Genomic DNA, 21,441 nt, shown 5'->3' on the forward strand with positions numbered 1-21,441 from the left:
CCGGCCGGCACCAGTTACAAATTGGTAATTCAAGCTTTTGACGGAAAAGGGTTTTTTCCGTGTCGGGAATGTGTCGGGGCCTGCCTAGAGCAGCGCGTTGAGGAAAGCCGTCAGGTTCGAGGTCGCATAGTCGATGTGCTTGTCGCCCTCCGTGCGTTTCTCCCAGGCATCGGTGAATTCGTGACCCTCGTCGCGCGGGGTGAGCAGCACGGTCTTCATGCCGAGCGTCTTCGGCACGATGAGGTTGCGCGGCAGGTCCTCGAACATCACGGCCTGCTTCGTGTCGACCCGGTGCAGCGCCATGAACTTGTCATAGGTCGCGCCGGCCGGCTTCGGCACGTATTCGGCCGCAACGATATCGAAGACGTCGTCGAAATGGTGGAAGATGCCGAGGGCCCTCGCCGCCATCTCGGCATGCTTGACGCTGCCGTTGGTGAAGATGAACTTGCGGCCCGGCAGCGCCTGGATCGCCTCGCCGAGCGGCAGGTCGGGCGACAGCACGTCATAGTTGATCGCATGCGCCTTTTCGAGGAAGTCCGCGGGGTCGATGGCGTGATGGATCATCAGGCCCTTCAGCGTCGTTCCGTGGTCGAAATAATATTGCTTCTGCAGGGCGCGCGCTTCCTCGCGCGACAGGCCGAGCAGGGCCGAGACGTAAGCCGTCATGTTCTTGTCGATCTGGGCGAAGAGATCGACATGGTGCGGATAGAGCGTGTTGTCGAGGTCGAAGACCCAGTCACGCACATGGCTGAAATCGGCTTTGTTCGGAAGATCGGTCATGGAGCGTCTTATGGCATGCGCCTGCGCGGAGGGAAACGGAATTTTCCATGGGAGGCTGGCGCCGGCGATGGATTTGGCCCGGCCCGCGTGCTAGCGGCAGGGCATGGAACTCTGGATCCCCATCACCATCGCCGCCGCCTTCCTGCAGAACCTGCGCTCGGCCCTGCAGAAGCATCTTCAGGGCAAGCTCGGCACGCGCGGCGCGAGCTTCGTGCGCTTCGGCTACGGCTTTCCCCTGGCGATCCTCTACGTGCTGGTGCTGAACCGCATCGTCGGCCTCGCCTTCCCCTCGCTGAACTGGACCTTTGCCTTCTGGGCCGTCATCGGGGGGCTGGCCCAGATCTTCGCCACCATGCTGCTCGTCTATCTGTTCTCTCTGCGGAATTTTGCGGTCGGCACGGCCTATTCCAAGACGGAACCGGTGCAGGCGGCGATCTTCGGCTTCGTGCTGCTCGGCGAGCGCATCACCTTCGGCGCGGTTGTCGCCATCGTCGTCGGCGTCATCGGCGTGATGCTGATTTCCGTCGCCCGCGCGCCGCTTTCCTGGCGCAACACCGTCGCTGCCCTGACGAGCCGCACCGCCCTGATCGGCATCGCCTCCGGCGCGGTCTTCGGTGTCTCGGCCGTCGCCTATCGCAGCGCATCCCTCTCGCTCGACGGGCCGGGGCCGATCATGAACGCTGCGGTGACGCTCGCCTGCGTCACCACTTTCCAGACCGCTTTCATGCTGGTCTGGATGGCCTGGAAGGACAAGCGGGAAATCGTCGAGGTCTTGAGAAGCTGGCGCTCGTCCGCGCTGGTCGGCATTGCCGGGGTGCTGGGTTCGGCCTGCTGGTTCACGGCGATGAGCCTCCAGCAGGTCGCCTATGTGCGCGCGCTCGGCCAGATCGAGCTGGTCTTCACCTTCATGGCCTCGTATTTCCTCTTCCACGAGCGGGTCAACCGCACGGAAGTCGTCGGCTGCCTGCTCATCGTCTGCGGCATTCTGGGCCTGCTCTTCTGGTGAGGGGCCGGCGGCTTGGCGTCGCCGGCAGAAGCGTCAGGGCACGATCAGCGTGCCGGCGCCGTGCTCGGTGAAGATCTCCAGCAGCACCGAATGGGCGGTCTTGCCGTTGAGGATGACGACGCCCTGCACGCCGGCCTTGATGGCGTCGATGCAGGTCTCGACCTTCGGGATCATGCCGCCGGAGATCGTGCCGTCCTTGATGAGGGCGCGGGCCTCGGCGACCGAGAGTTCCTTGATGAGCTGGCCGTTCTTGTCGAGCACGCCCGGCACGTCGGTGAGGAAGAGCAGGCGCGTCGCGTTGAGCGCGCCGGCGATGGCACCGGCGAAGGTGTCGGCGTTGATGTTGTAGGTGTGGCCGTCGCGGCCGGGGGCGACCGGGGCGATGACCGGGATCATCTCGGATTTGGCGAGCAGGTCGATCAGCGTGCGGTCGACCTCCACCACCTCGCCGACGAAGCCGAGATCGAGGATGCGCTCGATATTGCTGTCCGGATCGACGACCGTCTTCTTGGCCTTTTCGGCGAAGACCATGTTGCCGTCCTTGCCGCACAGGCCGATCGCCCATTCGCCCGTCTGGTTGATGAGCGCGACGATCTCCTTGTTGATCGAGCCGGCGAGCACCATCTCGACGATCTCGACCGTCTTCTGGTCGGTGACGCGCAGGCCCCCCTCGAATTTCGATTCGATGCCCATCTTGGTCAGCATCGCGCCGATCTGCGGGCCGCCGCCATGCACCACGATCGGGTTGACGCCCGACTGCTTGAGCAGCGCGATGTCGCTCGCGAAAGCCTTGCCCAGTTCCGCATTGCCCATGGCGTGGCCGCCATATTTCACCACGATGGTCTTGTTCTCGTAGCGCTGCATGAAGGGCAGGGCTTGCGCGAGAAGGCGGGCTTGGGTTTCGCTTTCGGATAGGGACATGGCGGCCTCTTGGGAATGGGTGGGCGCCTGTTTAACGCATGTTTCGTGACGATGGAATGATCCGCCCGCCATATTGCTGCCGGGGCTTGGAAAAAGACGGGCAAGGCCCGCCGGGGGCGCAAGATCGGTGGCGGGAAAGGGCGATGGGGAATATGATGGCGCGCTTGCGCATTTGCATGAGCAAAAGCGCGCGGGAATGCCTATATAGGGCCGGAGGCCCGTTCCTCGCCCCGACGCTGCCGAAACCAGAGGGAGTGCATGAGCCGATGACGGCGCCCGACCGAGAGATGAGAGACCCCCGCCGCGACGAGGTGATCGCCGGCGAATATGTGCTCGGGGTGCTTTCCGCCGAGGACCGCCGCAAGGTCGAGGCGCGGCTCGTCAAGGACCGTCAGTTCGCCGCCATCGTCAATCGCTGGGAAGAGAACCTCGCCACCTTCGAGGACGACTACGAGGCGCTGCACCTGCCGCCGCGTGCCCGCTCCCCCATGGAGCAGCGCCTGCTCGGCGCGGCACCACGGGATGCCGCCTTCTCCGGCAGGGTCGCGGGCGGCTGCTGGGGTTCGCTCGCCTTCTGGCGGGCGCTCGCCCTTGCCTCCTTCGCCGTTGCGGCGGGCCTTGCCCTGCTGATCAGCGCGCTCATCGCTCCGCGTCCGGTGAGCGGCGGGCGCCTCGTCGCGGACCTGGCGGGAGAGGGCGCCGCGATCGATCTCGTCGCGCGCTATGACGAGGCGAGCGGCTCGCTCAAGGTGACGCCGGTCGCCGGCGGTAGCAAGGACAAGTCGCTCGAACTGTGGCTGACGCAGGAGGGCAGGGCGCCCGTCTCGCTCGGCGTGCTGCCGCAGACCGGCGAGGGCACGCTCACCGTGCCGGGGGAACTGCGTGGCCGGCTCGTCCAGGGCGCGACGCTCTCCGTCAGCGCGGAGCCCTTCGGCGGTTCGACCGGCGGCAAGGCGACCGGCCCCGTCCTCGCGTCCGGTGCCGTCCGGTTCGATTGAGCCCTATCGGGCGATGGCCGCGATGATGGCGTTGCGCAGGTCGTCGAGCCCGCGGCTTTTCTCCGAGGATGTGGCCAGCACCTCCGGATAGGCGGCCGGGCGCTTGGCGATCTTCTCAAGGGTTTCGCCCACGAGGCGCGGCACGCCGGCATCCTTGATCTTGTCGGTCTTGGTCAGCACGATCTGGTAGGAGACGGCCGCCTTGTCGAGCAGGGCGAAAACCTCCTCGTCGTTCTTCTTGATGCCGTGGCGGCTGTCGACCAGCACATAGACGCGCTTCAGCGTCGAGCGGCCGCGCAGGTAGTCGAAGACGAGCTTGGTCCAGGCATCGACCTGTTCCTTCGGCGCCTGGGCATAACCGTAGCCGGGCATGTCGACGAGCGCCATCGGCGGCAGGTCGTCCTCGGCGCCGGAAAAGCCGTCCGGGACGAAATAGTTGAGCTCCTGCGTGCGGCCGGGCGTGTTGGACGTGCGTGCCAGGCCCTTGTGGCCGACCAGCGCATTGATCAGCGAGGACTTGCCGACATTCGAGCGCCCGGCGAAGGCGATCTCCGGCGGGCCTTCCGGCGGCAGGAATTTCATCGCCGGCACGCCGCGGATGAAGATCCACGGCCTGCCGAACAGCGGCTTGTCGTCCGGCGACGTCGTCTCGGTCATAAATCGCGCCCTTGTTGTCCGGCCCCCGGCTTCCCGGTTTTGGCCGCGAAAGTCAAGCGCGCCGCTGCCGCCAGAGCTCGACGCCGAGATAACACAGGAGCGCCGCCAGCACGATGATGCCGCCGATGACGGTGCGAGCGCCCGGCACTTCGCCATGGATGACCGCCACCCAGAGCGGCGCCAGAACCGTCTCCGCCGTGCCGAGCAGGGCGGCGAGCGCCGAGGGGACGAGGCGGGCGCCGGTGACGAAGAGGGCGAGGCCGAGGCCGAAATTGAGCGCGCCGAAGACGATAAGAATGCCGAGTTCCTGGCCGCTCACGGCAAAGCCGGAGGCCTGGCTTGCCGCCACCGCGCAGGCGACGAGCGTGCCGAAGAAGACGGCGGGCGTCATGCGCACATGGGCGAAGCGCCTGGTGATGATCGTCGCGGTGGCGAAGGCGAAGGCGATCAGCAGGGCGAGCGCATCGCCCATCATCGAGACGCTGCCGCCGAGCGATTCCGAGACCATGATGGCAACGCCGCCGATCACCGCCGCGATGGCGACCCAGGTGTGGAGGGCGATCCTCTCGCGGAAGAGCAGCCATGCCATCAGCGCGGCGATCAGCGGCACGCCGGCCTGGATCAGCACGACATTGGCGACGGTCGTATAGGCGAGCGCGAGGATGAAGGATGTGGAGGCGGTGGCAAAGCACAGCCCCACCGCGATGCCGGCAAGACCCATGCCCCTGAACAGCTGCACGGTGCCGCGCGGCCCGTCACGCAGCAGCATGAAGCCGAGCAGAAAGAGGGCGGCAAAGAGCGAGCGCCAGAAGACGACGGTCCAGCCGTCCTCAATGGCCAGAAAGCGCGCCAGCGTGCCGCCGAAGCTCCAGACGACGGCCGAGCCGAGCACGAGGGCGGCGCCATAGCCCTGCCCCCGTCTCTCCGGAAGCGTGGGGGTGAGCGGAAGCGTGGAAGCGGACATGGTGCGCTCGCAAGGGCAAGTCCGGCAAAAGGGCGAGAAGCGGTCTTGCGTTCGGGCTTGCATGAAGACAAAGGGATCGCCGGGAGCATGACAGGGATGCGCCCGCACCGCTTCCATGCCAGCGACGGGGCGATGTCGCAAGCGGGCCTTGCGGAAAAATCGGCAAAAAGAAACCCCGGCGCGAGGCCGGGGTTTCCTTGGAGTTCGTCGAGGCGGTCGTCAGGATGATCCGGCTTTCTTTCCGAACAATCCCTTCAGATTGTCGAAGAGCTCGATCTTCACGCCGTGGCGCTTCATGATGATGCCCTGCTGGATGATCGAGAGCAGGTTGTTCCAGGCCCAGTAGATGACGAGGCCGGCCGGGAAGGTCGCCAGCATGAAGGTGAAGATCAGCGGCATCCAGGTGAAGATCATCGCCTGGGTCGGGTCCGGCGGCGTCGGGTTCATGCGCATCTGCAGGAACATGGTGATGCCCATGATGATGGGCCAGACGCCGATCAGAAGGAAGTGCGGCACGTCGTAGGGCAGCAGGCCGAACAGGTTGAACAGCGACGTCGGATCGGGCGCCGAGAGGTCCTGGATCCAGCCGAAGAACGGCGCATGGCGCATCTCGATGGTGACGTAGATCACCTTGTAGAGCGCGAAGAAGACCGGGATCTGCAGGAGGATCGGCCAGCAGCCCGCGAGCGGATTGATCTTCTCCTCCTTGTAGAGCTGCATCATGGCCTGCTGCAGCGCCATGCGGTCGTCGCCGTGCTTGGCCTTCAGCTCCTCCATCTTCGGCTGCATCTTCTTCATGTTCGCCATGGAGGCGTACTGCTTGTTGGCAAGCGGGAAGAACAGGCCCTTGACGACGATCGTGGTGATCAGGATCGCGATGCCGAAATTGCCGAAATAGCGGAAGAAGAAGTCCATCATCTGGAACATCGGCTTTGTGAAGAACCAGAACCAGCCCCAGTCGATCATCAGGTCGAAGCGCGGGATGGAGTAGGACGCCTCGTACTGGTCGATGATCGGCACTTCCTTGGCGCCGCCGAAGAAGAGGTTCTTGACCTCGATCGACTGGCCGGGCGCGATGGTGACGTCGTCCTGGCGGTAGTCCGCCTGGTAGCGCGGACGGCCGTCCTGGAAGTAGGAGAAGCGCGTCTCGTAGGGCGTCGCCTGCGGCGGCACGAGGGCCGTCGCCCAGTACTTGTCGGTGATGCCGAGCCAGCCGCCGGTCGCCTTGCCGGGCGCGACCGTCGTGTCTTCCTCGGTCTCGCTATACTTCACCTCGTGCAGGCCGAGATCGCCGAGCACGCCGATGAAGCCTTCGTGCAGCACGTAGACGGACGGATCCGTCGGCTTGAAGAAGCGCGTCGAGCGGCCATAGGGCGAAAGCGCGATCGCCGCATCCGTGCGGTTCTCGATGCTGTCGGTGATCGTGAACATGTAGTGTTCGTCGACCGCGATCGTGCGCGTGAAGGTGACGTTCTTGTCGTTGGTATAAGTCAGCTTGACCGGGGTGGTCTGCGTCAGCTTGCCGGTGCCGTCCTGCGTCCACACTGTCTGCGGGCCGGGGACCTGGCCGGTCGCCTCGCTGCCGACATAGCCGATTTCGGCAAAATAGCCGTGTTCGGTCTCGGCGGGGCTGAGCAGTGTGATGATCGGGCTCGTCTTGTCGACGGTCTCGTGGAATTCCTTCAGCTTCAGGTCGTCGAAGCGGGCGCCCGTCAGGCTGATGGAGCCGGAAAGCGACGGCGTGTCGATCTCGATACGGGCGGACTTGGCAAGCGCCGTCTCGCGCGTCTCGGTCGTGGTGGTTGCCGCCGTGCTGCCCGGCAGCGTGCCGCTCGTGCCGGTCGCGGTCGTCGTCGTGCCGCCGGAGGTGGTGGTCTGCTGGCTCTGGGCGGCCTGCTGCGCCTCGAGCGCGGCGCGGTCCTTTTCCAGCTTGGGGTTCACATAAAGGAACTGCCAGGCCACGAGGATCAGCACGGACAGCGCGATCGCCACGAAATAATTGCGGTTTTTTTCCATCACTCTTTCCCGGGAGCAGCAGGGCGCTGCTGCTGCTTCTGTTTCTTGACCGTCGCGATCCTGTCGTTGAGACGGGCTTCAAGGGTTTTGAAGGGGGCGCTCAACACGTCCCGTCTGGCGACAACCACATAGTCGTGTCCGGGCTCCATTGCAAACCCGGCCGATAGCCGCACCGCCTCTTTCAGGCGCCGGCGCATGCGATTGCGTTCCACGGCGTTGCCGTGCTTCTTGGTAACGGTGAAGCCGACGCGGGGCGCTTCGTCCGGCATCTGCCGGTCGCGCACTTCGAGAAGGAACAGTGGTCCCTTGCGTTTCTCGCCCTCGCGCACAAAAAGAAACTGCGGACGGCTTTTCAGCCGTCCGACAGCAGGTTTCTCAACAGTTTTCGTCATGTGCCCGTCGCCTCTGTTCGGGCAGGCACGGCCTTAGGCCGAGAGACGTGCGCGGCCGCGGGCGCGACGTGCGGACAGGACCTTGCGGCCGCCCTTCGTTGCCATGCGGGCGCGGAAACCGTGACGACGCTTGCGAACAAGCTTGGAGGGTTGGTAGGTACGCTTCGACATTTATTTAATACCGCGGTGTGCGGCCCTTCTTGGGTTTGCGTTACGCAAGGAGCGTTGAAGTCCGGCATAGGCTTGCCCTCGCGGGAAGCCAAGCTTTCCGGACGTGCGCGGCTTATAAGGGCAAAAACGGTCGAAAGTCAATTGCGGACGCGGCGCCGTGCGCGACTGTCACAATGGTTAACGGGGTAACGCCTAGAAGTTGCACCTGAATTGTGCTTTGACATGCTTTGGTCACGTAACGTGAGGCGGCTTTCCCGGATTTCCAGGCTTCCTTCCCGCCCCGGTGCATTAGCGATTGCAAATGCGCCCAATGTTTGGGCGGTTGTATCAAAGTCTAATTAACTTTTAGCGTTTACCTTCCTTCCCAAGGCGAAGCGGGTGGGGCCCTCTTGCCATCCATCCTTCTTGGAGTGTGACGTGAAGATACGCGGCAAAATCTATCTCATCGTGGGCTTGATGGGCCTCATCTCCGTCCTCATCGGCGGGATCGCCGTCCATGTGGTGTCGGAATACAGCGACAAGCTCCGCCAGTATGAGAACGCCGCCGACCGCGCCTTCCTCGGCGAACACCTGAACCGCCAGGTCACCGCCGTCGTCATGGAATCCCGCGGCATCTATGCCTCCAAGGACATGGAGGGCGCCGCGAAATTTGCCGAGGGCATCGCCAAGGAGCTTGACGGCATCGACAAGACGCTGAGCGAATGGCGCCCCATCGTGCCGGAGGCACAGAAGGCCGCGTTCGACGCCGTGGTGGCGCGCGCCGCAGAATTCCGCACCTTCCGCATGGAAACGGCCCGCCTCGGCACGAGCGTCTCCATCGCCGCGGCCAACGAACAGGGCAACAACGAGGGCAACCGCGCCAACCGCAAGGCCTTCCAGCAGGAGATCGACGCCGTTGTCCAGACGGACAACGAGAACCTCACCGCGATCAAGGCCGATGTCGCCGCCTTCGAAACCCTCATGCTGATGCTCGTGCTCGGCACGGTCGGCGTCGGCCTCGTGCTCGGCGGTGGCGTTGCCTTCTATATCGCGACCAATGAGCTCAGCCGTCCGATTCAGAACGTGACCGAGACGATGAACCGTCTTGCCGGCGGTGATCTCGACACGGAAGTGCCCTATACCGGACGCAAGGACGAGATCGGCGAGATGGCCGCCGCCGTCGCCATCTTCCGCCAGAATGCCATCACCGTGCGCGATCTCAACGCCCAGGAGGAGATCCTGCGCGAGAAGAGCGCCGACCTGCAGTCCTCGATCGCCACCGTGGTGCATGCCGCGGCGGCGGGCGACTTCTCCTCGCGCATCGACAAGGACTACCACAACGAGGACCTCAACCGCTTCGCCCGCAGCGTCAACGAACTGGTCGCCGGCGTGGAGGAGGGCATTGCCGAAACCCGCCGCGTCATCGGCGCGCTCGCCGAGGGCGACCTGACGCAGACCATGGACGGCACCTTCCGCGGTGCCTTCGCCGAATTGCAGCAGAACGTCAACGCGACGCTCGCCACCCTCCAGCGCACCATGCGCGAGGTACGCGCCTCGACGGATGCGATCAACGCCAATTCCGGCGAGCTGCGCACCGCCTCCGACGACCTTTCCAAGCGCACCGAGCAGCAGGCCGCCGCGCTGGAGGAGACCTCCGCCGCCCTCGAGGAGATCACCGCCGCCGTCAAGAACTCGACGGAGCGGGCGAACGAGGCGACGACCATGGTCGGCGAGGCGACGCAGAGCGCCAAACAGTCCGGCGACATCGTGCGCAATGCGATCGGCGCGATGAGCCGCATCGAGCAAGCCTCGAACGAGATCAGCCAGATCATCTCCGTCATCGACGAGATCGCCTTCCAGACCAACCTTCTCGCGCTCAATGCCGGTGTCGAGGCAGCGCGTGCCGGCGAGGCGGGCAAGGGTTTTGCCGTCGTCGCGCAGGAAGTGCGCGAGCTCGCCCAGCGCGCCGCCAGCGCCGCCAAGGACATCAAGGGCCTCATCACCAAGTCGGGTGACGAAGTCTCCGTCGGCGTCAAATATGTGCAGGAGACGGGCGCGGCCCTCTCCGACATCGAAAACCGCGTCGTCACGATCAACGACCGCATCCATGCGATCGCCACCGCGGCCCGCGAACAGGCGACGGGCCTCCAGGAGGTCAGCACGGCCATCAACCAGATGGACCAGGTCACCCAGCACAATGCCGCGATGGTCGAGGAGACCTCGGCCGCCACGCACAAGCTGAAGGGCGAGGCCGACAGCCTGGCCGATCTCGTCGCCCGCTTCCGCACGGGCGATGCCGCGCAGCGCGTGGCGGCCGTGCGTGCCGAGACCCGGCCGGTCGAATCGCCCGCCCGCCGCATGATCGGCAATGTCGCCCGTGCCTTCGGCGGCAATCGCGGCGCTGCCACGGCGGCTGCCGCCCAGGAGAACTGGGAGGAATTCTGATCGCCGCCCCCGCGCCCTGAGGGGCGCGCATGGGGCGCTGCGGCATTTCGTAGCCGGATTCCGGCCTTTGGCGCGGCGGTCGCGGGATCGCCGCGTTTTTGCCGTTTCCGCGGCGCCGTTGGAAAATTTGCCGCAATCTCCTATGATTGGCAGGAATACGTCGCCGATCCCTGGGTCGCGACGCGGCCTGCCGAGGAGTTGAAAGATGGTGGACAGAGACGGGGTACCGTCCTTGACCGAGAAGCCGGTGCCGGCGGTCGGCTTCCTGTCCGGCCTGTCGGGACGGCTCCTCCTGGTCACGGCGATCTTCGTCCTGATCGCCGAAGTGCTGATCTTCGTGCCGTCGGTCGCCAACATGCGCCTGCAATGGCTGCGCGACCGCCTGAACACGGCGGCCGCCGCCAGCGTCGTCATCGAGGGCCTGCCGGACCACGAGCTGCCGCGCGCCGTACAGGAAGAGACGCTGATGGCGACCGGCACCAAGGCGATCATCCTGAAGCGGGAGGACGCCTCCCGCATGGTCGCCGCCGTCGACATGCCGCCGAGCATCGACGCGCAATACGATCTTTCCGACGTCTCGACGCTGACCGCCGTCTACGACGCCTTCGACACGCTGCTGTTCGGCGGCGACCGCGTCATCCGCGTCTTCGGCCCGGTCGGCGAATCGAGCACGCGCATCGAGCTGCTGCTCGACGAGCGGGCACTGCGCCGCGCCATGCTGGGCTATGCGCGCAACGTCTTCATCCTGTCCATGATCATCTCCGTGGTCACCGCGAGCCCCATCTTCTTCGCGCTCAACCGCCTGCTGATCCGCCCGATCCGCCGCATGACCGCGAATATCCAGGAATTCGCCGCCGACCCGTCGAACCCGGCGCGCGTGCTGGAGCCGTCCGGCGGGCGCGACGAGATCGCCGTCGCCGGCATCCATCTCGCCGCCATGCAGCAGACGCTGCAACGCACGCTGAAGGAGCAGAAGAACCTCGCCGATCTCGGACTTGCCGTGTCGAAGATCAACCACGACATGCGCAACATCCTCTCCTCGGCCCAGCTGATGTCCGACCGCCTGTCCGACGTCGACGACCCCGTGGTCAAGCGTGTCGCGCCGAAGCTCCTGCGCAGCATCGACCGGGCGGTGGGCTATACCAACGAGGTGCTCTCCTACGGCCGGATGCGCGAGCCGGAGCCGCGCCGCCGCTTCGTCGCGCTGCGCCCGCTGGTTCAGGAGGTTTCCGAGGTGCTGGCGCTCGATTCGCGCAGCGACATCGATTTCGTCGCGCAGGTCGAGCCGGGCCTCCAGGTCGATGCCGACAGCGAGCAGCTCTTCCGCGTCATCCACAATCTGTGCCGCAACGCCGTCGAGGCGCTGTCGCAGGACAGCGGCGCGGAGCGGCGCACCGTGCTCGTCACGGGGCTTCGCACCGGCAGCGTCGTCTCCATCGCCATCGACGACAACGGCCCCGGCATGCCCGCCAAGGCGCGCGAAAACCTCTTTGCCGCCTTCCGCGGCTCCGTGCGCTCGGGCGGCACGGGCCTTGGCCTTGCGATCGCCCGCGAGCTCGTGCTCGCCCATGGCGGCACCATCGCGCTGGTGGAAAAGCCGACGCCCGGCACGCTGTTCCGCATCGAACTGCCGGACCGCCCCGTCCCCCTCGACGCCTTCCGCCACCGCGCCTCGTAATCCGGGCCTCTGCCGCTCCCCGTGTGACGGCCCGATGAAAAAAGTACATTATTTCTGCGAAAGACGCTTGCAATAGACCGGAGGACCCTTTAGAGAACCGCCTCGCAGCCGGGCAACACGCCCGCCACTGCCAGCGCACCCGTAGCTCAGCTGGATAGAGCACCAGACTACGAATCTGGGGGTCAGGAGTTCGAATCTCTTCGGGTGCGCCATTCTTTCCAATCCATAAAGATTATCTGCCGCCCGGCTCCGCGGTCGAATCTGGCTGTCCTCGGCTTTCTCCCGGCATTGCCGTTCGCGTGACCGATATGCCACGCGAGGAGCTCCGTGGCGGTCCTTGCCTCCGGGCTCTCTTCAAAACCGCCCGCCGCTCGGCTAAGCAGGGATGAACGGTGCGAGGTATGCACCGGCGAAACCTTGAAAGCGGAAGGAAGCGGGGCATGATGAACCGCGAAATGCCGCGCGTATTGCGTCGCGTGATCTTCGCCGGACTGCTTGCCCTTGCAGGTTGCGCCGGCCGGCCGGAGGGCGTGCTCGTGCCGAGCGGCGAAACGCCGGCGGGCGTCTCCACGGTCGACCTCCTGGTCGCCACCACCCGCGCGCCCTCGCAGCAGCCGGGCGTGCTGTTTTCCGGCGAGCGCGGCTCCGAGCTCGTCATGCGCGACATTACCGTCTCCATTCCGCCGGACGGCAAGCGCAAGGTGGGGCAGGTGCAATGGCCGGAAAAGCTGCCGGCCGATCCGATGAAGGATTTCTCCACCGTCAGCGTGACGCCGATCGACAGCGCGAAGGCCGGCCGCGCCTGGCTCGACGGGCACCTGCCGAAGAGCCGTCGCGTGCTCGTGTTCGTGCACGGCTTCAACAACCGCTATGAGGATGCCGTCTATCGCTTCGCGCAGATCGTGCACGATTCGAAGACCGACGCCGCACCCGTCATCTTCACCTGGCCCTCGCGCGCCAGCATCTTCGATTATTCCTACGACAAGGAAAGCACGAACTATTCGCGCGATGCGCTGGAGGAGCTGCTGCGAGCGGCGGTCGACACGCCGGAGGTCGGCGAGATCACTATCATGGCCCATTCCATGGGCACCTGGCTTGCGGTGGAGACGCTGCGCCAGATGGCGATCCGCGACGGGCGCGTGCCGAAGAAGATCCAGCAGGTCATCCTCGCCTCGCCCGACCTCGACGTGGACGTCTTCGGCCAGCAGCTGCGCGCTATCGGCGCGGAGCGCCCGCAATTCACGCTCTTCGTTTCGCGTGACGACCGGGCGCTGACGCTCTCGCGGCGCATTTCCGGCAATGTCGACCGGCTCGGCCAGATCGACCCGTCCCAGGAACCCTATCGCAGCATGCTGGAGAAGCAGGGCATCATCGTGCTGGACCTGACTGCACTGAAATCCGGCGACAGCCTGAACCACGGGAAGTTCGCTGAAAGCCCGGAGGTCGTCCGGCTCATCGGCAACCGGCTGATCGCCGGCCAGACCGTCACCGATTCCGAGGTCGGCCTCGGCGACCGGCTCGGTGCGGTGGCGCTTGGCACGGCGCAGACGGTGGGCAGCGTCGCCAGCATCGCGGTCTCCACGCCCATCGCCGTCTTCGATCCGGTGACACGCAAGAACTACGACGACCAGTGGCTGCGGTTCGGCCGCTCGGTCGAGGATACCGCGGTGACGGCGACCGGACAGTAAAAAGGCGGCCCCCGCAGGGGCCGCCCTTCCGCGATGATCCCGCGGGGTCAGCGGACCCAGATCACCTCGCGGGTGCTGCGGTCGACGAGAACGGGACGTTCGTCGACATAGATGTAGCCATAGGTCGGGCTTTCCGGCACTTCGACGATCTGGACGGTGTCCGGGACCACGACACCGGCCTCGACCGGGCCTTCCAGCACGACGGGCTCCAGCGGGTGGCGCTCGACATAGGTGATGGTCGTCTCCGGGATATCAGGCGAGATGCTGGCGGTCGTCTCGATCTCGGGCGCATAAACGACCTGGCGGCTGTCCGTGCGCACGATCACCGGGCGGTTGTCGATATAGACATAGGCGAGGTCCGGATGATCGGGGATCGGCGTCAGCGTGACGGTGTCGTCGAAGCGCGTGTCGGCGGTCAGCTGTCCGTCCAGGACGACCGGCGGCGTCGGGTTTTCCATCACATAGACGCGGGCATCGTCCGGAACGGCGGCTTCCGCGCCGATCGCCACGCCGACGACGCCCCCGACGATGGCGCCGACCGGCCCGCCGACCACGGCGCCCGCAGCGGCACCGGCGGCACCGCCCGCAGCGCCGCCAAGAACTTCCTTGTCGCCATCGTCCGCATGGGCGACCGTGGCGCCGATGAGTGCCAGCGCGGCACCGGCCATGAGAATCTTGCGCATGTCTTTCTCCTTCGAAAGTTGGGTTTCCCACCCCTTCGGCGGAGACAACGTGGGATGCCCTGCCCGGTTCCCGCAGAACGCGGATCGGGCATCACGATGTGTAACGCGCGTTAACCGGCCTCTTCAGGCGATCTCGGAATCGCGCCGTGCGATTTCATAGTCCTCGTGGTGCACCTGCAGGCCCTCGCCCGTCACCACGACGATGCCGTAGGCGGCAGGCTCGTCCACCGAGAGCGAGGCGTTCGGCGTGTCGAAGGGCATCGGCTGCTGGTGGACGGGGCTCTTGAAGATGGAGAAGGGAATGCCGCGATGCGAGCCGCCGATCGTGCGGTGCACATGGCCGGCGAAGATGTGGCGCACATTGCCGTGTTTCAGCACGAGATCGTAGAAGGCGTCCTCGTTGCCGAGCCTGATCGCGTCCATGCCGGTAAAACCCGTCTTGTGCGGCGGGTGGTGCATGAAGAGGAGGACCGGAAGGCCGTTCGCATCCGCCAGCATCCGGTCGAGCCAGGCGAGGCGCCGCTCGCACAGGTAGCCGGCATGGCTGCGCGGATAGTCGTAGGGTGGAGCGAAGAGCGTGTCGAGCAGCACCACGCGGCAGTCGTCGAAGTCGATTACCTGCTGCACGAAGCCGTCCTCGTCGGGCGCCACATGGGCGAAGGTCTCAAGGAAACGCTCGCGATAGTCGTGGTTGCCGATGGTGATGGCGGCAGGCGGCACGAGCAGCGACAACAGGTCGCGCAGGCGCTCGTAGGACATCGTGTCGGCACGGTGCGTCAGATCGCCGGTGAAGATGACCCGGTTGGCGTCGGCATGGTGACGGTTGACATGCTCGATGCCGGCAAGCAGGCGCTGATAGGGATCGAGGCCGATGATCTTCGTGCCCTCGGGCACCATGTGCAGATCGGTGAAGACAATGAGCTTGGTCATGAACGGGCCTCGTGGCGAACGGATTGTCCGGGATGGGCAATCTCCTCCCGGGTGCTTTTCGTAGCGTGCAAACCCGTCGCATGAAAAGCAGTTGGAACGAGCGGCAATCTGATATATCAGGAGAATGAAGCAACTGGTCCCCGCCATGGCCCCGGGGATGGAAACCGCCGCCGGACCGGCACAGACGGAGCATATCGACATGAGATGGAAGCGTACGATCCAGCTGCTGGACGTTCATTGCGAAGGCGAGATCGGCAAGGTGGCGATCGGCGGCGTGCCGAAGATCCCCGGCAACACGATCGCCGAGCAGCTCCACCACATCAACACGGTGGATGACAGCCTGCGCCGCTTCCTGTGCCTGGAGCCGCGCGCGGCCGCAACCGGTTCGGTGAACCTTCTGGTTCCCGCCAAGCGGCCGGAAGCCGATGCCGGCTTCATCATCCTGCAGGCCGACCAGGCGCACGCCTCCTCCGGTTCCAATTCGATCTGCGTCACCACGGCGCTCTTGGAATCCGGCATCGTCGAGATGAAGGAGCCGGAAACGGTCGTGGTGCTCGACACGGCCGCCGGCCTCGTCAAGGCAACGGCGACCTGCCGCGACGGGCGTTGCGAGAAGGTCAGGCTCACCATGGTGCCGTCCTTCGTGCAGGAGCTCGACGTGGAAATCGACACGCCGCACTGGGGCCGCGTGCGCTTCGACATCTCCTATGGCGGCATTTTCTATGCGCTCGTCGATGTCGACCAGATCGGCACGAAGATCGAGAAGGCCAATGCCCGTGCGCTTGTCGATGCCGGCATGGCGCTGAAGGACCTGATCAACACGTCGATGAAGGTGGTGCATCCGGAAATCCCGGAGATCAGTGGCGTTGCCTATGTCATGTTCCGTGATCGCGACCCGGATGGCCTGGTGCGGACCGCCACCACCATGTGGCCCGGCCGCGTCGATCGCTCGCCCTGCGGCACCGGCAACTCGGCCAACCTCGCCACGCTGCATGCCCGCGGCCTTGCCAAGGTGGGCGATACGTTCCGCTCGCGCTCGATCATCGGGTCCGAATTCGAGGTGGGACTCGAGGCCGAAACGGTCGTTGCCGGCCGCGAGGCCATTATCCCGACCATCACCGGCCGCGGCTGGACGTTCGGCCTGCACCAGATCGCGCTCGACCCGACCGATCCGCTGGCGAACGGCTTTGCGATGACGGACACCTGGGGGCCTCAGGCGGGCGAGATCCGCTGATCCCGCCCCAAGGGAAGGCTTAGTTTCCGGCGTAGTGCTTCTCGATGGCGCCGAGGGTGATCGGGTCGATCTCCGCATTCTCGGCGCCGGCAATCAGCTTGCGTCCGGCAAGCACCTGCTTGATGGCGAGGCGGGCGTCGGCGCTGAGCTTTTCCGGCGTGTCGCGCAGGATGACCTCGAGATCGACATCGCGCATCTCGAAGGCCGCGACGAGGCTGGTCACCGCCTGTTCGACATTCTTCACGATGCCGGTGCCGCTCTGCTGCATCAGGCCGAATTTCAGCTTGCCGTAGCTGTCGCCGCGGTCGGCGGCCTGCTTGAAGTAGCCGGCGGCCGCGGCAAGGTCCTGCGAGATGCCTTCCCCGGCTTCCAGCATGAGGCCGAGATTGATCATCGCATCGACGCTGCCACCCTCGGCGGCGAGGCGGTAGAAGGCCGCCGCCCGTGCATTGTCCTCCTCGATCAGGCTGCCGTCGTCGAGCAGCACGCCGAGATTGAAGGCGGCGGTCTCGTCGCCGGCGGCGGCTGCCTTGTCGAACCAGCGGGCCGCCGCCGCGCCGTCGATCTTCGTGCCGATACCGTCGCGATAGGCGACGGCGAGATTGTAGGCGCCGAGCAGGTCGCCCAGTTCGGCAGCCTTCTTGTAATGGCTGAATTCCGCGGCGGCATCGCCGCGCTTGCCGAGCATGGCGCCGTAGTTCACCATCGCCACCGTATGCCCGAGCGCGGCCGCCTCCGCATAGAGCTTCATGGCCTCGAGGTCCTGGCCGGCGCGCTCCAGCGCCCGGGCAAGCTGGAAGGCCATGCGCGCGCTGCCGCCGGCATTGTAGGCCTCGCGGCAGGCCGACAGCGCCGGGCCGATCTTGATGTCGTCGAGCGCGACCGGCGCGAAAGCTGTGTCGCGCGTCATGTCGTAGCGGCTGCCGGCGCTGGCGTCGCATCGGTTTTCGATGGAAAGCGCATCGGCCCTGGCGCCGCCTGCGGCGCCTGCAAGAAGGACCGCGAAGAAAAGGGCGCGGCCAGCCGTCTTCATTCCTGTGGATCGCTTGATCATGATCCGTCTCCCTTCGTTGGATGACCGCACCTTAGAGGACGGGCGAAAGACGGCTGTTTCCGCGGGAACAGAAGGAGCGGGCAGGGCGGCGCATAAGGGGTGCAGGGCAGGCGGTGCGCGGTTGACGGCACGGTCTGCATCGGTTCAATTCCATTCCGTCGGGTTTGATCTCGCGCGAAAGGCATGTCATGCGAACGCTCAACGCTTTCAGTCCGGTCTCCTTCAGCCGCAGGCTCTTCATTGCGGGCGGCGCGCTGGCCCTGACGGGCATCGGCATCCGCGCCACCCAGGCCAATGCCGTGATCGGCAAGGCCGTCGAGATCACCGGCGACGTCACCCGCAAGCAGGCGAACCATCTCGAGGGCCTGAAGGCCGGCGCGAGCCTGATGGACCATGATTTCCTCAAGACTGGCAAGGAAAGCTTCGCCTCGCTGGAGCTCGGCGACGACACCAGCCTGCTGCTCGGCAGCGAGACGGAACTCTTGATCGACACCTTCATCGCCGGCCAGGGTGGCGTCATCGAGCTCGGCACGGGGCAAATGGTCTTCGACCGGCCCGAAGGCCTTGCGAAGATCGACCTCACCATGCGTACCGCCTTCGGCATGATCGGCGTGCGCGGCACCAAGTTCTTCGCCGGTCCGAGCCGCGGCGTCTTCGCCGTCTTCGTCGAGCACGGCCTCGTCGAGGTCTCGGGCGGCGGTGTCACGCGTCCGGTCGGCCGCGGCGAGGGCGTCGAGATCGCGTCGGTGGGCGCCGCGCCGGGCGAGATCACCCGATGGGGCGAGGCCCGCATCCGCGAGGCCTATGCAAGCGTGGGGATCCGCTGACGCGCCTGTAAAATTGGGGGAAGGGCGGGTATGCGCCCGCGCCGGCCCGGGCGTCAATCGAGCGTGAACAGCTCCATCGTGCCGAAGCCGCGGATTTCGTGGTTGCCAATGGCGCGCAGCGGGCGGCTGGTCTCGCCGGCCGCGCGCGGCCCCACGCAGATCTGGGTCCCCAGGAACTTGTTGGCATCCTGCAGCCGGGCGGCAAGGTTCACGGCGTCGCCATGGGCGGTATAGTCGAGCTTGCCGCCGGTCCCCACTTCCCCGAGCACCGCCATGCCCGTCTCGACGCCGATGCGCGTGCGCCCGAACGCCTTTTCGAGGAAGGCGGGGCGGCGGCGCATCTCTTCCGTCAGCGCACGGATCTCGTCAGCGCAGGCAAGCGCCTTGTCGACATGGCGCTCCAGATCGTCGGGCGCGTTGAAGAGCGCGTGCACGGCGTCGCCCACCACCTTGTCCACCATGCCGCCATGCCGCGCAACGAGGGCATTGACCTCGGAAAAGTAGATGTCGAGCAGCTTGACGAGATCATGCGGTCCGATCTTCTGGGCAAGCGCGGAAAAGCCCTCTATGTCCGTGAACAGGGCCGTTACCTGCCGTTCCTCGCCGGCGACGCGGCCGAGATCCGGGTTGTCGATATAGCGGGCGACGACGGATTGCGGCAGGTATTGCGCAAAGCGCTGGCGGGCCGTCGCTTCGGCCCGGCGCACATGGGCAAATTGCAGGAGGCCGGTAACGAGCGCCGCGGTGGCGACGATCAGCGAAACGCCGACCGCATCGGAGAGCAGCGCGGTGCGCGCATAGAGCAGGACCGACGCGCCGAAGACGAGGCCGACGAGCCCGATGCCGGCGAGCGCGGCAAAGAGCGGGCGAAGCCGCGCCGCGGCCAGCGCCGCCGCCGCCCCGGCGAGGAAGGCGAAGCCCGTTTCGACAGGCAGGAGGCCGAGGTCGCGCGTCGGGATATGATCGGTCAGGATGGCGTTCGCCACGTCGGCATGGATTTGCACCGACGGTTCGAGCGGCATGGAGGCGCTGGTGCGCAGCCCGCCGAGATTGGGCAGGCTGCTGCCGATCAGCACGACCTTGCCGGCGATCCGGTCCGCCGGCACCGTACCCGCGACGACATCCGCCGCCGAAAGGGTCCGCGCGCCGATCGTGCCGGCGCTGCTCGCCACGAAGCGCAGGCTGCCGTCCTCGTCGAGCCGAAGGATGCGGGAATCATGGCGCAGCCAGGCCGGACGGCCGCCGAGCACCGGCGTGCGCGCACCGGCCGCAAGGCGCGCCGCCTCGACGCCGAGCGCCGGATAGGCGGCATTGCCGACGATCGCATAGGCCTGCACCCGGCGAACCACCGCGTCCTCGTCGCCGACGAGGAAGGCGGCGGCTGCCGCCTTTGCCTTGTCCTGCAGGAAGGAGCACGAGCTTTCCGTGCCGTCGATGAACCAGAGTTCCGGCACGTCGACCGGTTGTTGCAGGGCCAGCGCGGGCACGGGATGCGGCGCTCCGTCGAACGTCTCGCCGATGAGGAAGCCCAAGATGGTCGTCGTCTTGCCGATGGCGCTTGCCAGCGCTGCATTGGCGGGGTCGTCCGCGGCGCAATTGGTGCTGAAGACGAAGTCGAAGGCGATCGCGGCCGGTTTCGCGGCGGCCAGGTGTTCGATCAGCACCGCCGTCTGCGTGCGTGTCCAGTCTCGCTCCGGCGCGCTCTGGAAGGCCTTGCGGTCGATGTCGACGACGACGATCCGGTCGCTCTGGGCCGCCGGAACCGCCTGGGTCAGGGCATCGAAATAGAATTCGCGCTGCCGCTCCAGCGCCGTCTCGCCAAGGAAGAACAGCGCCAGCGCGCCGGCAAGGCTCGCCACGAGGCCGGCGGCAAGCGGTCTGTATCTCTTGGCGATCATGACCCTGGGATCCGCGGGCTATGGCAATTCCGGCATGGATTCGTTGCGGCGCCGCGTTTTGGGTTGCATCGGTGCACTCTAGTCATCGTCCGGCTCGGCGATGGTCCGCAACCGGCCGATATGGCAATGGATGATGCCGTCGTTGCGGCGGATGGCGCCGGCTTCCTGCAGCGCGAGGATCGACCGGTTGATCTTCGGCCGGCTCGCGCCGACGATGCTAGCGATCTCGGTCTGGCTCAGCGAGATCTGGAGATTGGCGCTCTCCGGCAGCTCCTCGCCATGGATGTTGCGCAAGGTGGCGAGGAAGAAGCGCGCCACGCGCGCATCGAGGTCGTAGAGCGCGATGGTCTCGAGCTGTTCCGTCGTCTCGCGCAGCTTGGTGCAGAGATAGTGGATGATCGCTTGCGCGGCCGTCGGGTTGCGGGTGAGGATCTCCAGGAAGTCGCGCTTTGCGATGACATAGCCTTCCGTCGCGACGACGGCGGTGGCATCTGCCGAGCGCGGCTGGCCGTCGAGGATCGCCATTTCGCCGAGGATGGAGCCCGCCTCGAGCTGGCGCAGCGACAGTTCCTTGCCCTGCGGCGTGATGAGCGAGAGCTTGATGCGGCCGGAAACGAGCACGATGAGATAGGTGCCCTCGTCGCCGCGCTGGAAGATCACCGTGCCGGCCGGCCATTTGCGAAAGGTGGCGATGCCGGCGATCTCGCCGATCGTGTCCTTGCCAAACCCCTCGAAAATCGGAAAAGAACGCCAGAACGCGGCACTCTTGTTGATCTCGTTCATATCCGGTTTCCCCCGACCGCCGCGGACGAAACAAACATACGCCGCTCGGTTGAAATCTTCGCCCAGCCGCCGGGCGCTTGCAACAGAAAAGAACGGAGCTTTCCGGGACGGCCTCGTCTCCTATTGGCAGATGCGGACGCGTTTGGTGATGGACTTGCCATGTGGATCTTCCGTGCGGATGCGCTTGGTGATGCAGGTCTGCTGGTAATGCCCGTAGTAGCCCTGCGCATAGGGCGTACCGGCATGGCTGGTCGCGATGAAGGTGAAGGAGACGGCGGCAAGGGCAAGGGCGAGGAGAGAATGACGCATGGAGGTTCCGGCAGGAAGGGGGCGGGGT

At 65.8% G+C, this 21,441-nt stretch carries 20 protein-coding genes and 1 tRNA gene; 8 read left to right on the top strand and 13 right to left on the bottom strand.

All coding sequences use genetic code 11. The features are described from left to right. Positions 1-84: 84 nt before the first annotated feature. Positions 85-780: a pyrimidine 5'-nucleotidase gene (locus WMC41_RS00305; RefSeq protein WP_432346572.1), complete on the bottom strand. Its 696-nt coding sequence runs from the start codon at positions 778-780 to the stop codon at positions 85-87. 103 nt (positions 781-883) lie between these two features. Between WMC41_RS00305 and WMC41_RS00310 the strand changes: the two genes are divergently transcribed. Continuing rightward, complete coding sequence (locus WMC41_RS00310; RefSeq protein WP_432346573.1) at positions 884-1,786, top strand: EamA family transporter; 903 nt, start codon at positions 884-886, stop codon at positions 1,784-1,786. Between the two features lie 33 nt (positions 1,787-1,819). On the opposite strand, the gene argB is transcribed toward WMC41_RS00310, so the two are convergent. Then, positions 1,820-2,707, bottom strand: a complete 888-nt coding sequence (gene argB / locus WMC41_RS00315) for an acetylglutamate kinase (protein ID WP_272804249.1) — start codon at positions 2,705-2,707, stop codon at positions 1,820-1,822. Positions 2,708-2,994: 287 nt separating this feature from the next. On the opposite strand from argB, the gene WMC41_RS00320 reads away from it, so the two are divergent. After that, on the top strand, positions 2,995-3,705 hold the full coding sequence (locus WMC41_RS00320) for an anti-sigma factor (RefSeq protein WP_432346575.1): 711 nt from the start codon (positions 2,995-2,997) through the stop codon (positions 3,703-3,705). A gap of 3 nt (positions 3,706-3,708) precedes the next feature. On the opposite strand, the gene yihA is transcribed toward WMC41_RS00320, so the two are convergent. The 5 genes from yihA to rpmH all read right to left on the bottom strand — a co-directional run bounded on the left by yihA (position 3,709) and on the right by rpmH (position 7,905). Next, complete coding sequence (gene yihA, locus WMC41_RS00325) at positions 3,709-4,362, bottom strand: ribosome biogenesis GTP-binding protein YihA/YsxC (protein ID WP_288078418.1); 654 nt, start codon at positions 4,360-4,362, stop codon at positions 3,709-3,711. Between the two features lie 52 nt (positions 4,363-4,414). Then, the gene (locus WMC41_RS00330) at positions 4,415-5,326 is read right to left on the bottom strand and encodes a DMT family transporter (RefSeq protein ID WP_272804251.1); all 912 of its coding nucleotides are present in this window, start codon (positions 5,324-5,326) and stop codon (positions 4,415-4,417) included. Between the two features lie 219 nt (positions 5,327-5,545). Next, positions 5,546-7,342: a membrane protein insertase YidC gene (gene yidC / locus WMC41_RS00335; protein ID WP_244767286.1), complete on the bottom strand. Its 1,797-nt coding sequence runs from the start codon at positions 7,340-7,342 to the stop codon at positions 5,546-5,548. Continuing rightward, entirely contained in the window at positions 7,342-7,734 is a 393-nt protein-coding gene (rnpA, locus tag WMC41_RS00340; protein ID WP_244767287.1) for a ribonuclease P protein component, read from the bottom strand. The genes yidC and rnpA overlap by 1 nt, the downstream gene beginning before the upstream one ends. Before the next feature lie 33 nt (positions 7,735-7,767). Beyond that, positions 7,768-7,905, bottom strand: coding sequence for a 50S ribosomal protein L34 (rpmH, locus tag WMC41_RS00345; protein ID WP_037405882.1), 138 nt, complete (start codon positions 7,903-7,905; stop codon positions 7,768-7,770). Positions 7,906-8,322: 417 nt separating this feature from the next. Between rpmH and WMC41_RS00350 the strand changes: the two genes are divergently transcribed. The 4 genes from WMC41_RS00350 to WMC41_RS00365 all read left to right on the top strand — a co-directional run bounded on the left by WMC41_RS00350 (position 8,323) and on the right by WMC41_RS00365 (position 13,695). Beyond that, positions 8,323-10,329, top strand: coding sequence for a methyl-accepting chemotaxis protein (locus WMC41_RS00350; protein ID WP_432346579.1), 2,007 nt, complete (start codon positions 8,323-8,325; stop codon positions 10,327-10,329). Positions 10,330-10,534: 205 nt separating this feature from the next. Beyond that, complete coding sequence (locus WMC41_RS00355) at positions 10,535-12,007, top strand: sensor histidine kinase (protein ID WP_244767289.1); 1,473 nt, start codon at positions 10,535-10,537, stop codon at positions 12,005-12,007. A gap of 135 nt (positions 12,008-12,142) precedes the next feature. Then, a tRNA-Arg gene (locus WMC41_RS00360) sits at positions 12,143-12,219 on the top strand. A 228-nt stretch (positions 12,220-12,447) separates the two neighbouring features. Next, the gene (locus tag WMC41_RS00365) at positions 12,448-13,695 is read left to right on the top strand and encodes an alpha/beta hydrolase (protein WP_244767290.1); all 1,248 of its coding nucleotides are present in this window, start codon (positions 12,448-12,450) and stop codon (positions 13,693-13,695) included. A gap of 47 nt (positions 13,696-13,742) precedes the next feature. On the opposite strand, the gene WMC41_RS00370 is transcribed toward WMC41_RS00365, so the two are convergent. After that, the gene (locus WMC41_RS00370; protein ID WP_244767291.1) at positions 13,743-14,378 is read right to left on the bottom strand and encodes a DUF1236 domain-containing protein; all 636 of its coding nucleotides are present in this window, start codon (positions 14,376-14,378) and stop codon (positions 13,743-13,745) included. Positions 14,379-14,501: 123 nt separating this feature from the next. Beyond that, complete coding sequence (spdA, locus tag WMC41_RS00375; RefSeq protein WP_432346582.1) at positions 14,502-15,308, bottom strand: 2', 3'cyclic nucleotide phosphodiesterase SpdA; 807 nt, start codon at positions 15,306-15,308, stop codon at positions 14,502-14,504. Between the two features lie 199 nt (positions 15,309-15,507). Here spdA and WMC41_RS00380 point away from each other — a divergent pair, with 199 nt between their 5' ends. Continuing rightward, on the top strand, positions 15,508-16,542 hold the full coding sequence (locus WMC41_RS00380; RefSeq protein ID WP_432346584.1) for a proline racemase family protein: 1,035 nt from the start codon (positions 15,508-15,510) through the stop codon (positions 16,540-16,542). 19 nt (positions 16,543-16,561) lie between these two features. Here the strand turns inward: WMC41_RS00380 and WMC41_RS00385 are convergent, their stop codons facing one another. Continuing rightward, positions 16,562-17,596: a tetratricopeptide repeat protein gene (locus WMC41_RS00385; protein ID WP_432346586.1), complete on the bottom strand. Its 1,035-nt coding sequence runs from the start codon at positions 17,594-17,596 to the stop codon at positions 16,562-16,564. Between the two features lie 188 nt (positions 17,597-17,784). On the opposite strand from WMC41_RS00385, the gene WMC41_RS00390 reads away from it, so the two are divergent. Continuing rightward, entirely contained in the window at positions 17,785-18,423 is a 639-nt protein-coding gene (locus WMC41_RS00390) for a FecR family protein (RefSeq protein WP_432346588.1), read from the top strand. A gap of 53 nt (positions 18,424-18,476) precedes the next feature. On the opposite strand, the gene WMC41_RS00395 is transcribed toward WMC41_RS00390, so the two are convergent. From WMC41_RS00395 to WMC41_RS00405, 3 genes are all read right to left on the bottom strand, one after another. Beyond that, positions 18,477-20,318, bottom strand: a complete 1,842-nt coding sequence (locus WMC41_RS00395; RefSeq protein WP_432348407.1) for a CHASE2 domain-containing protein — start codon at positions 20,316-20,318, stop codon at positions 18,477-18,479. A gap of 81 nt (positions 20,319-20,399) precedes the next feature. Then, positions 20,400-21,104, bottom strand: coding sequence for a Crp/Fnr family transcriptional regulator (locus WMC41_RS00400; RefSeq protein WP_244767297.1), 705 nt, complete (start codon positions 21,102-21,104; stop codon positions 20,400-20,402). Between the two features lie 120 nt (positions 21,105-21,224). After that, a complete protein-coding gene (locus WMC41_RS00405) occupies positions 21,225-21,413 on the bottom strand; it encodes a hypothetical protein (RefSeq protein WP_432346590.1) in 189 nt (62 codons plus the stop codon). Positions 21,414-21,441 lie beyond the last annotated feature (28 nt).

Origin of the sequence: Shinella yambaruensis, from assembly GCF_050859155.1 — a bacterium.
Classification (GTDB): Bacteria; Pseudomonadota; Alphaproteobacteria; order Rhizobiales; family Rhizobiaceae; genus Shinella; species Shinella yambaruensis.

Excerpts from the sequence above, each read along its gene's own strand:
- WMC41_RS00305 (WP_432346572.1), bottom strand. The coding sequence starts at position 780 with ATGACCGATCTTCCGAACAAAGCCGATTTCAGCCATGTGCGTGACTGG.
- WMC41_RS00310 (WP_432346573.1), top strand. The coding sequence starts at position 884 with ATGGAACTCTGGATCCCCATCACCATCGCCGCCGCCTTCCTGCAGAAC.
- argB (WP_272804249.1), bottom strand. The coding sequence starts at position 2,707 with ATGTCCCTATCCGAAAGCGAAACCCAAGCCCGCCTTCTCGCGCAAGCC.
- WMC41_RS00320 (WP_432346575.1), top strand. The coding sequence starts at position 2,995 with ATGAGAGACCCCCGCCGCGACGAGGTGATCGCCGGCGAATATGTGCTC.
- yihA (WP_288078418.1), bottom strand. The coding sequence starts at position 4,362 with ATGACCGAGACGACGTCGCCGGACGACAAGCCGCTGTTCGGCAGGCCG.
- WMC41_RS00330 (WP_272804251.1), bottom strand. The coding sequence starts at position 5,326 with ATGTCCGCTTCCACGCTTCCGCTCACCCCCACGCTTCCGGAGAGACGG.
- yidC (WP_244767286.1), bottom strand. The coding sequence starts at position 7,342 with ATGGAAAAAAACCGCAATTATTTCGTGGCGATCGCGCTGTCCGTGCTG.
- rnpA (WP_244767287.1), bottom strand. The coding sequence starts at position 7,734 with ATGACGAAAACTGTTGAGAAACCTGCTGTCGGACGGCTGAAAAGCCGT.
- rpmH (WP_037405882.1), bottom strand. The coding sequence starts at position 7,905 with ATGTCGAAGCGTACCTACCAACCCTCCAAGCTTGTTCGCAAGCGTCGT.
- WMC41_RS00355 (WP_244767289.1), top strand. The coding sequence starts at position 10,535 with ATGGTGGACAGAGACGGGGTACCGTCCTTGACCGAGAAGCCGGTGCCG.
- WMC41_RS00365 (WP_244767290.1), top strand. The coding sequence starts at position 12,448 with ATGATGAACCGCGAAATGCCGCGCGTATTGCGTCGCGTGATCTTCGCC.
- WMC41_RS00370 (WP_244767291.1), bottom strand. The coding sequence starts at position 14,378 with ATGCGCAAGATTCTCATGGCCGGTGCCGCGCTGGCACTCATCGGCGCC.
- spdA (WP_432346582.1), bottom strand. The coding sequence starts at position 15,308 with ATGACCAAGCTCATTGTCTTCACCGATCTGCACATGGTGCCCGAGGGC.
- WMC41_RS00380 (WP_432346584.1), top strand. The coding sequence starts at position 15,508 with ATGAGATGGAAGCGTACGATCCAGCTGCTGGACGTTCATTGCGAAGGC.
- WMC41_RS00385 (WP_432346586.1), bottom strand. The coding sequence starts at position 17,596 with ATGATCAAGCGATCCACAGGAATGAAGACGGCTGGCCGCGCCCTTTTC.
- WMC41_RS00390 (WP_432346588.1), top strand. The coding sequence starts at position 17,785 with ATGCGAACGCTCAACGCTTTCAGTCCGGTCTCCTTCAGCCGCAGGCTC.
- WMC41_RS00400 (WP_244767297.1), bottom strand. The coding sequence starts at position 21,104 with ATGAACGAGATCAACAAGAGTGCCGCGTTCTGGCGTTCTTTTCCGATT.
- WMC41_RS00405 (WP_432346590.1), bottom strand. The coding sequence starts at position 21,413 with ATGCGTCATTCTCTCCTCGCCCTTGCCCTTGCCGCCGTCTCCTTCACC.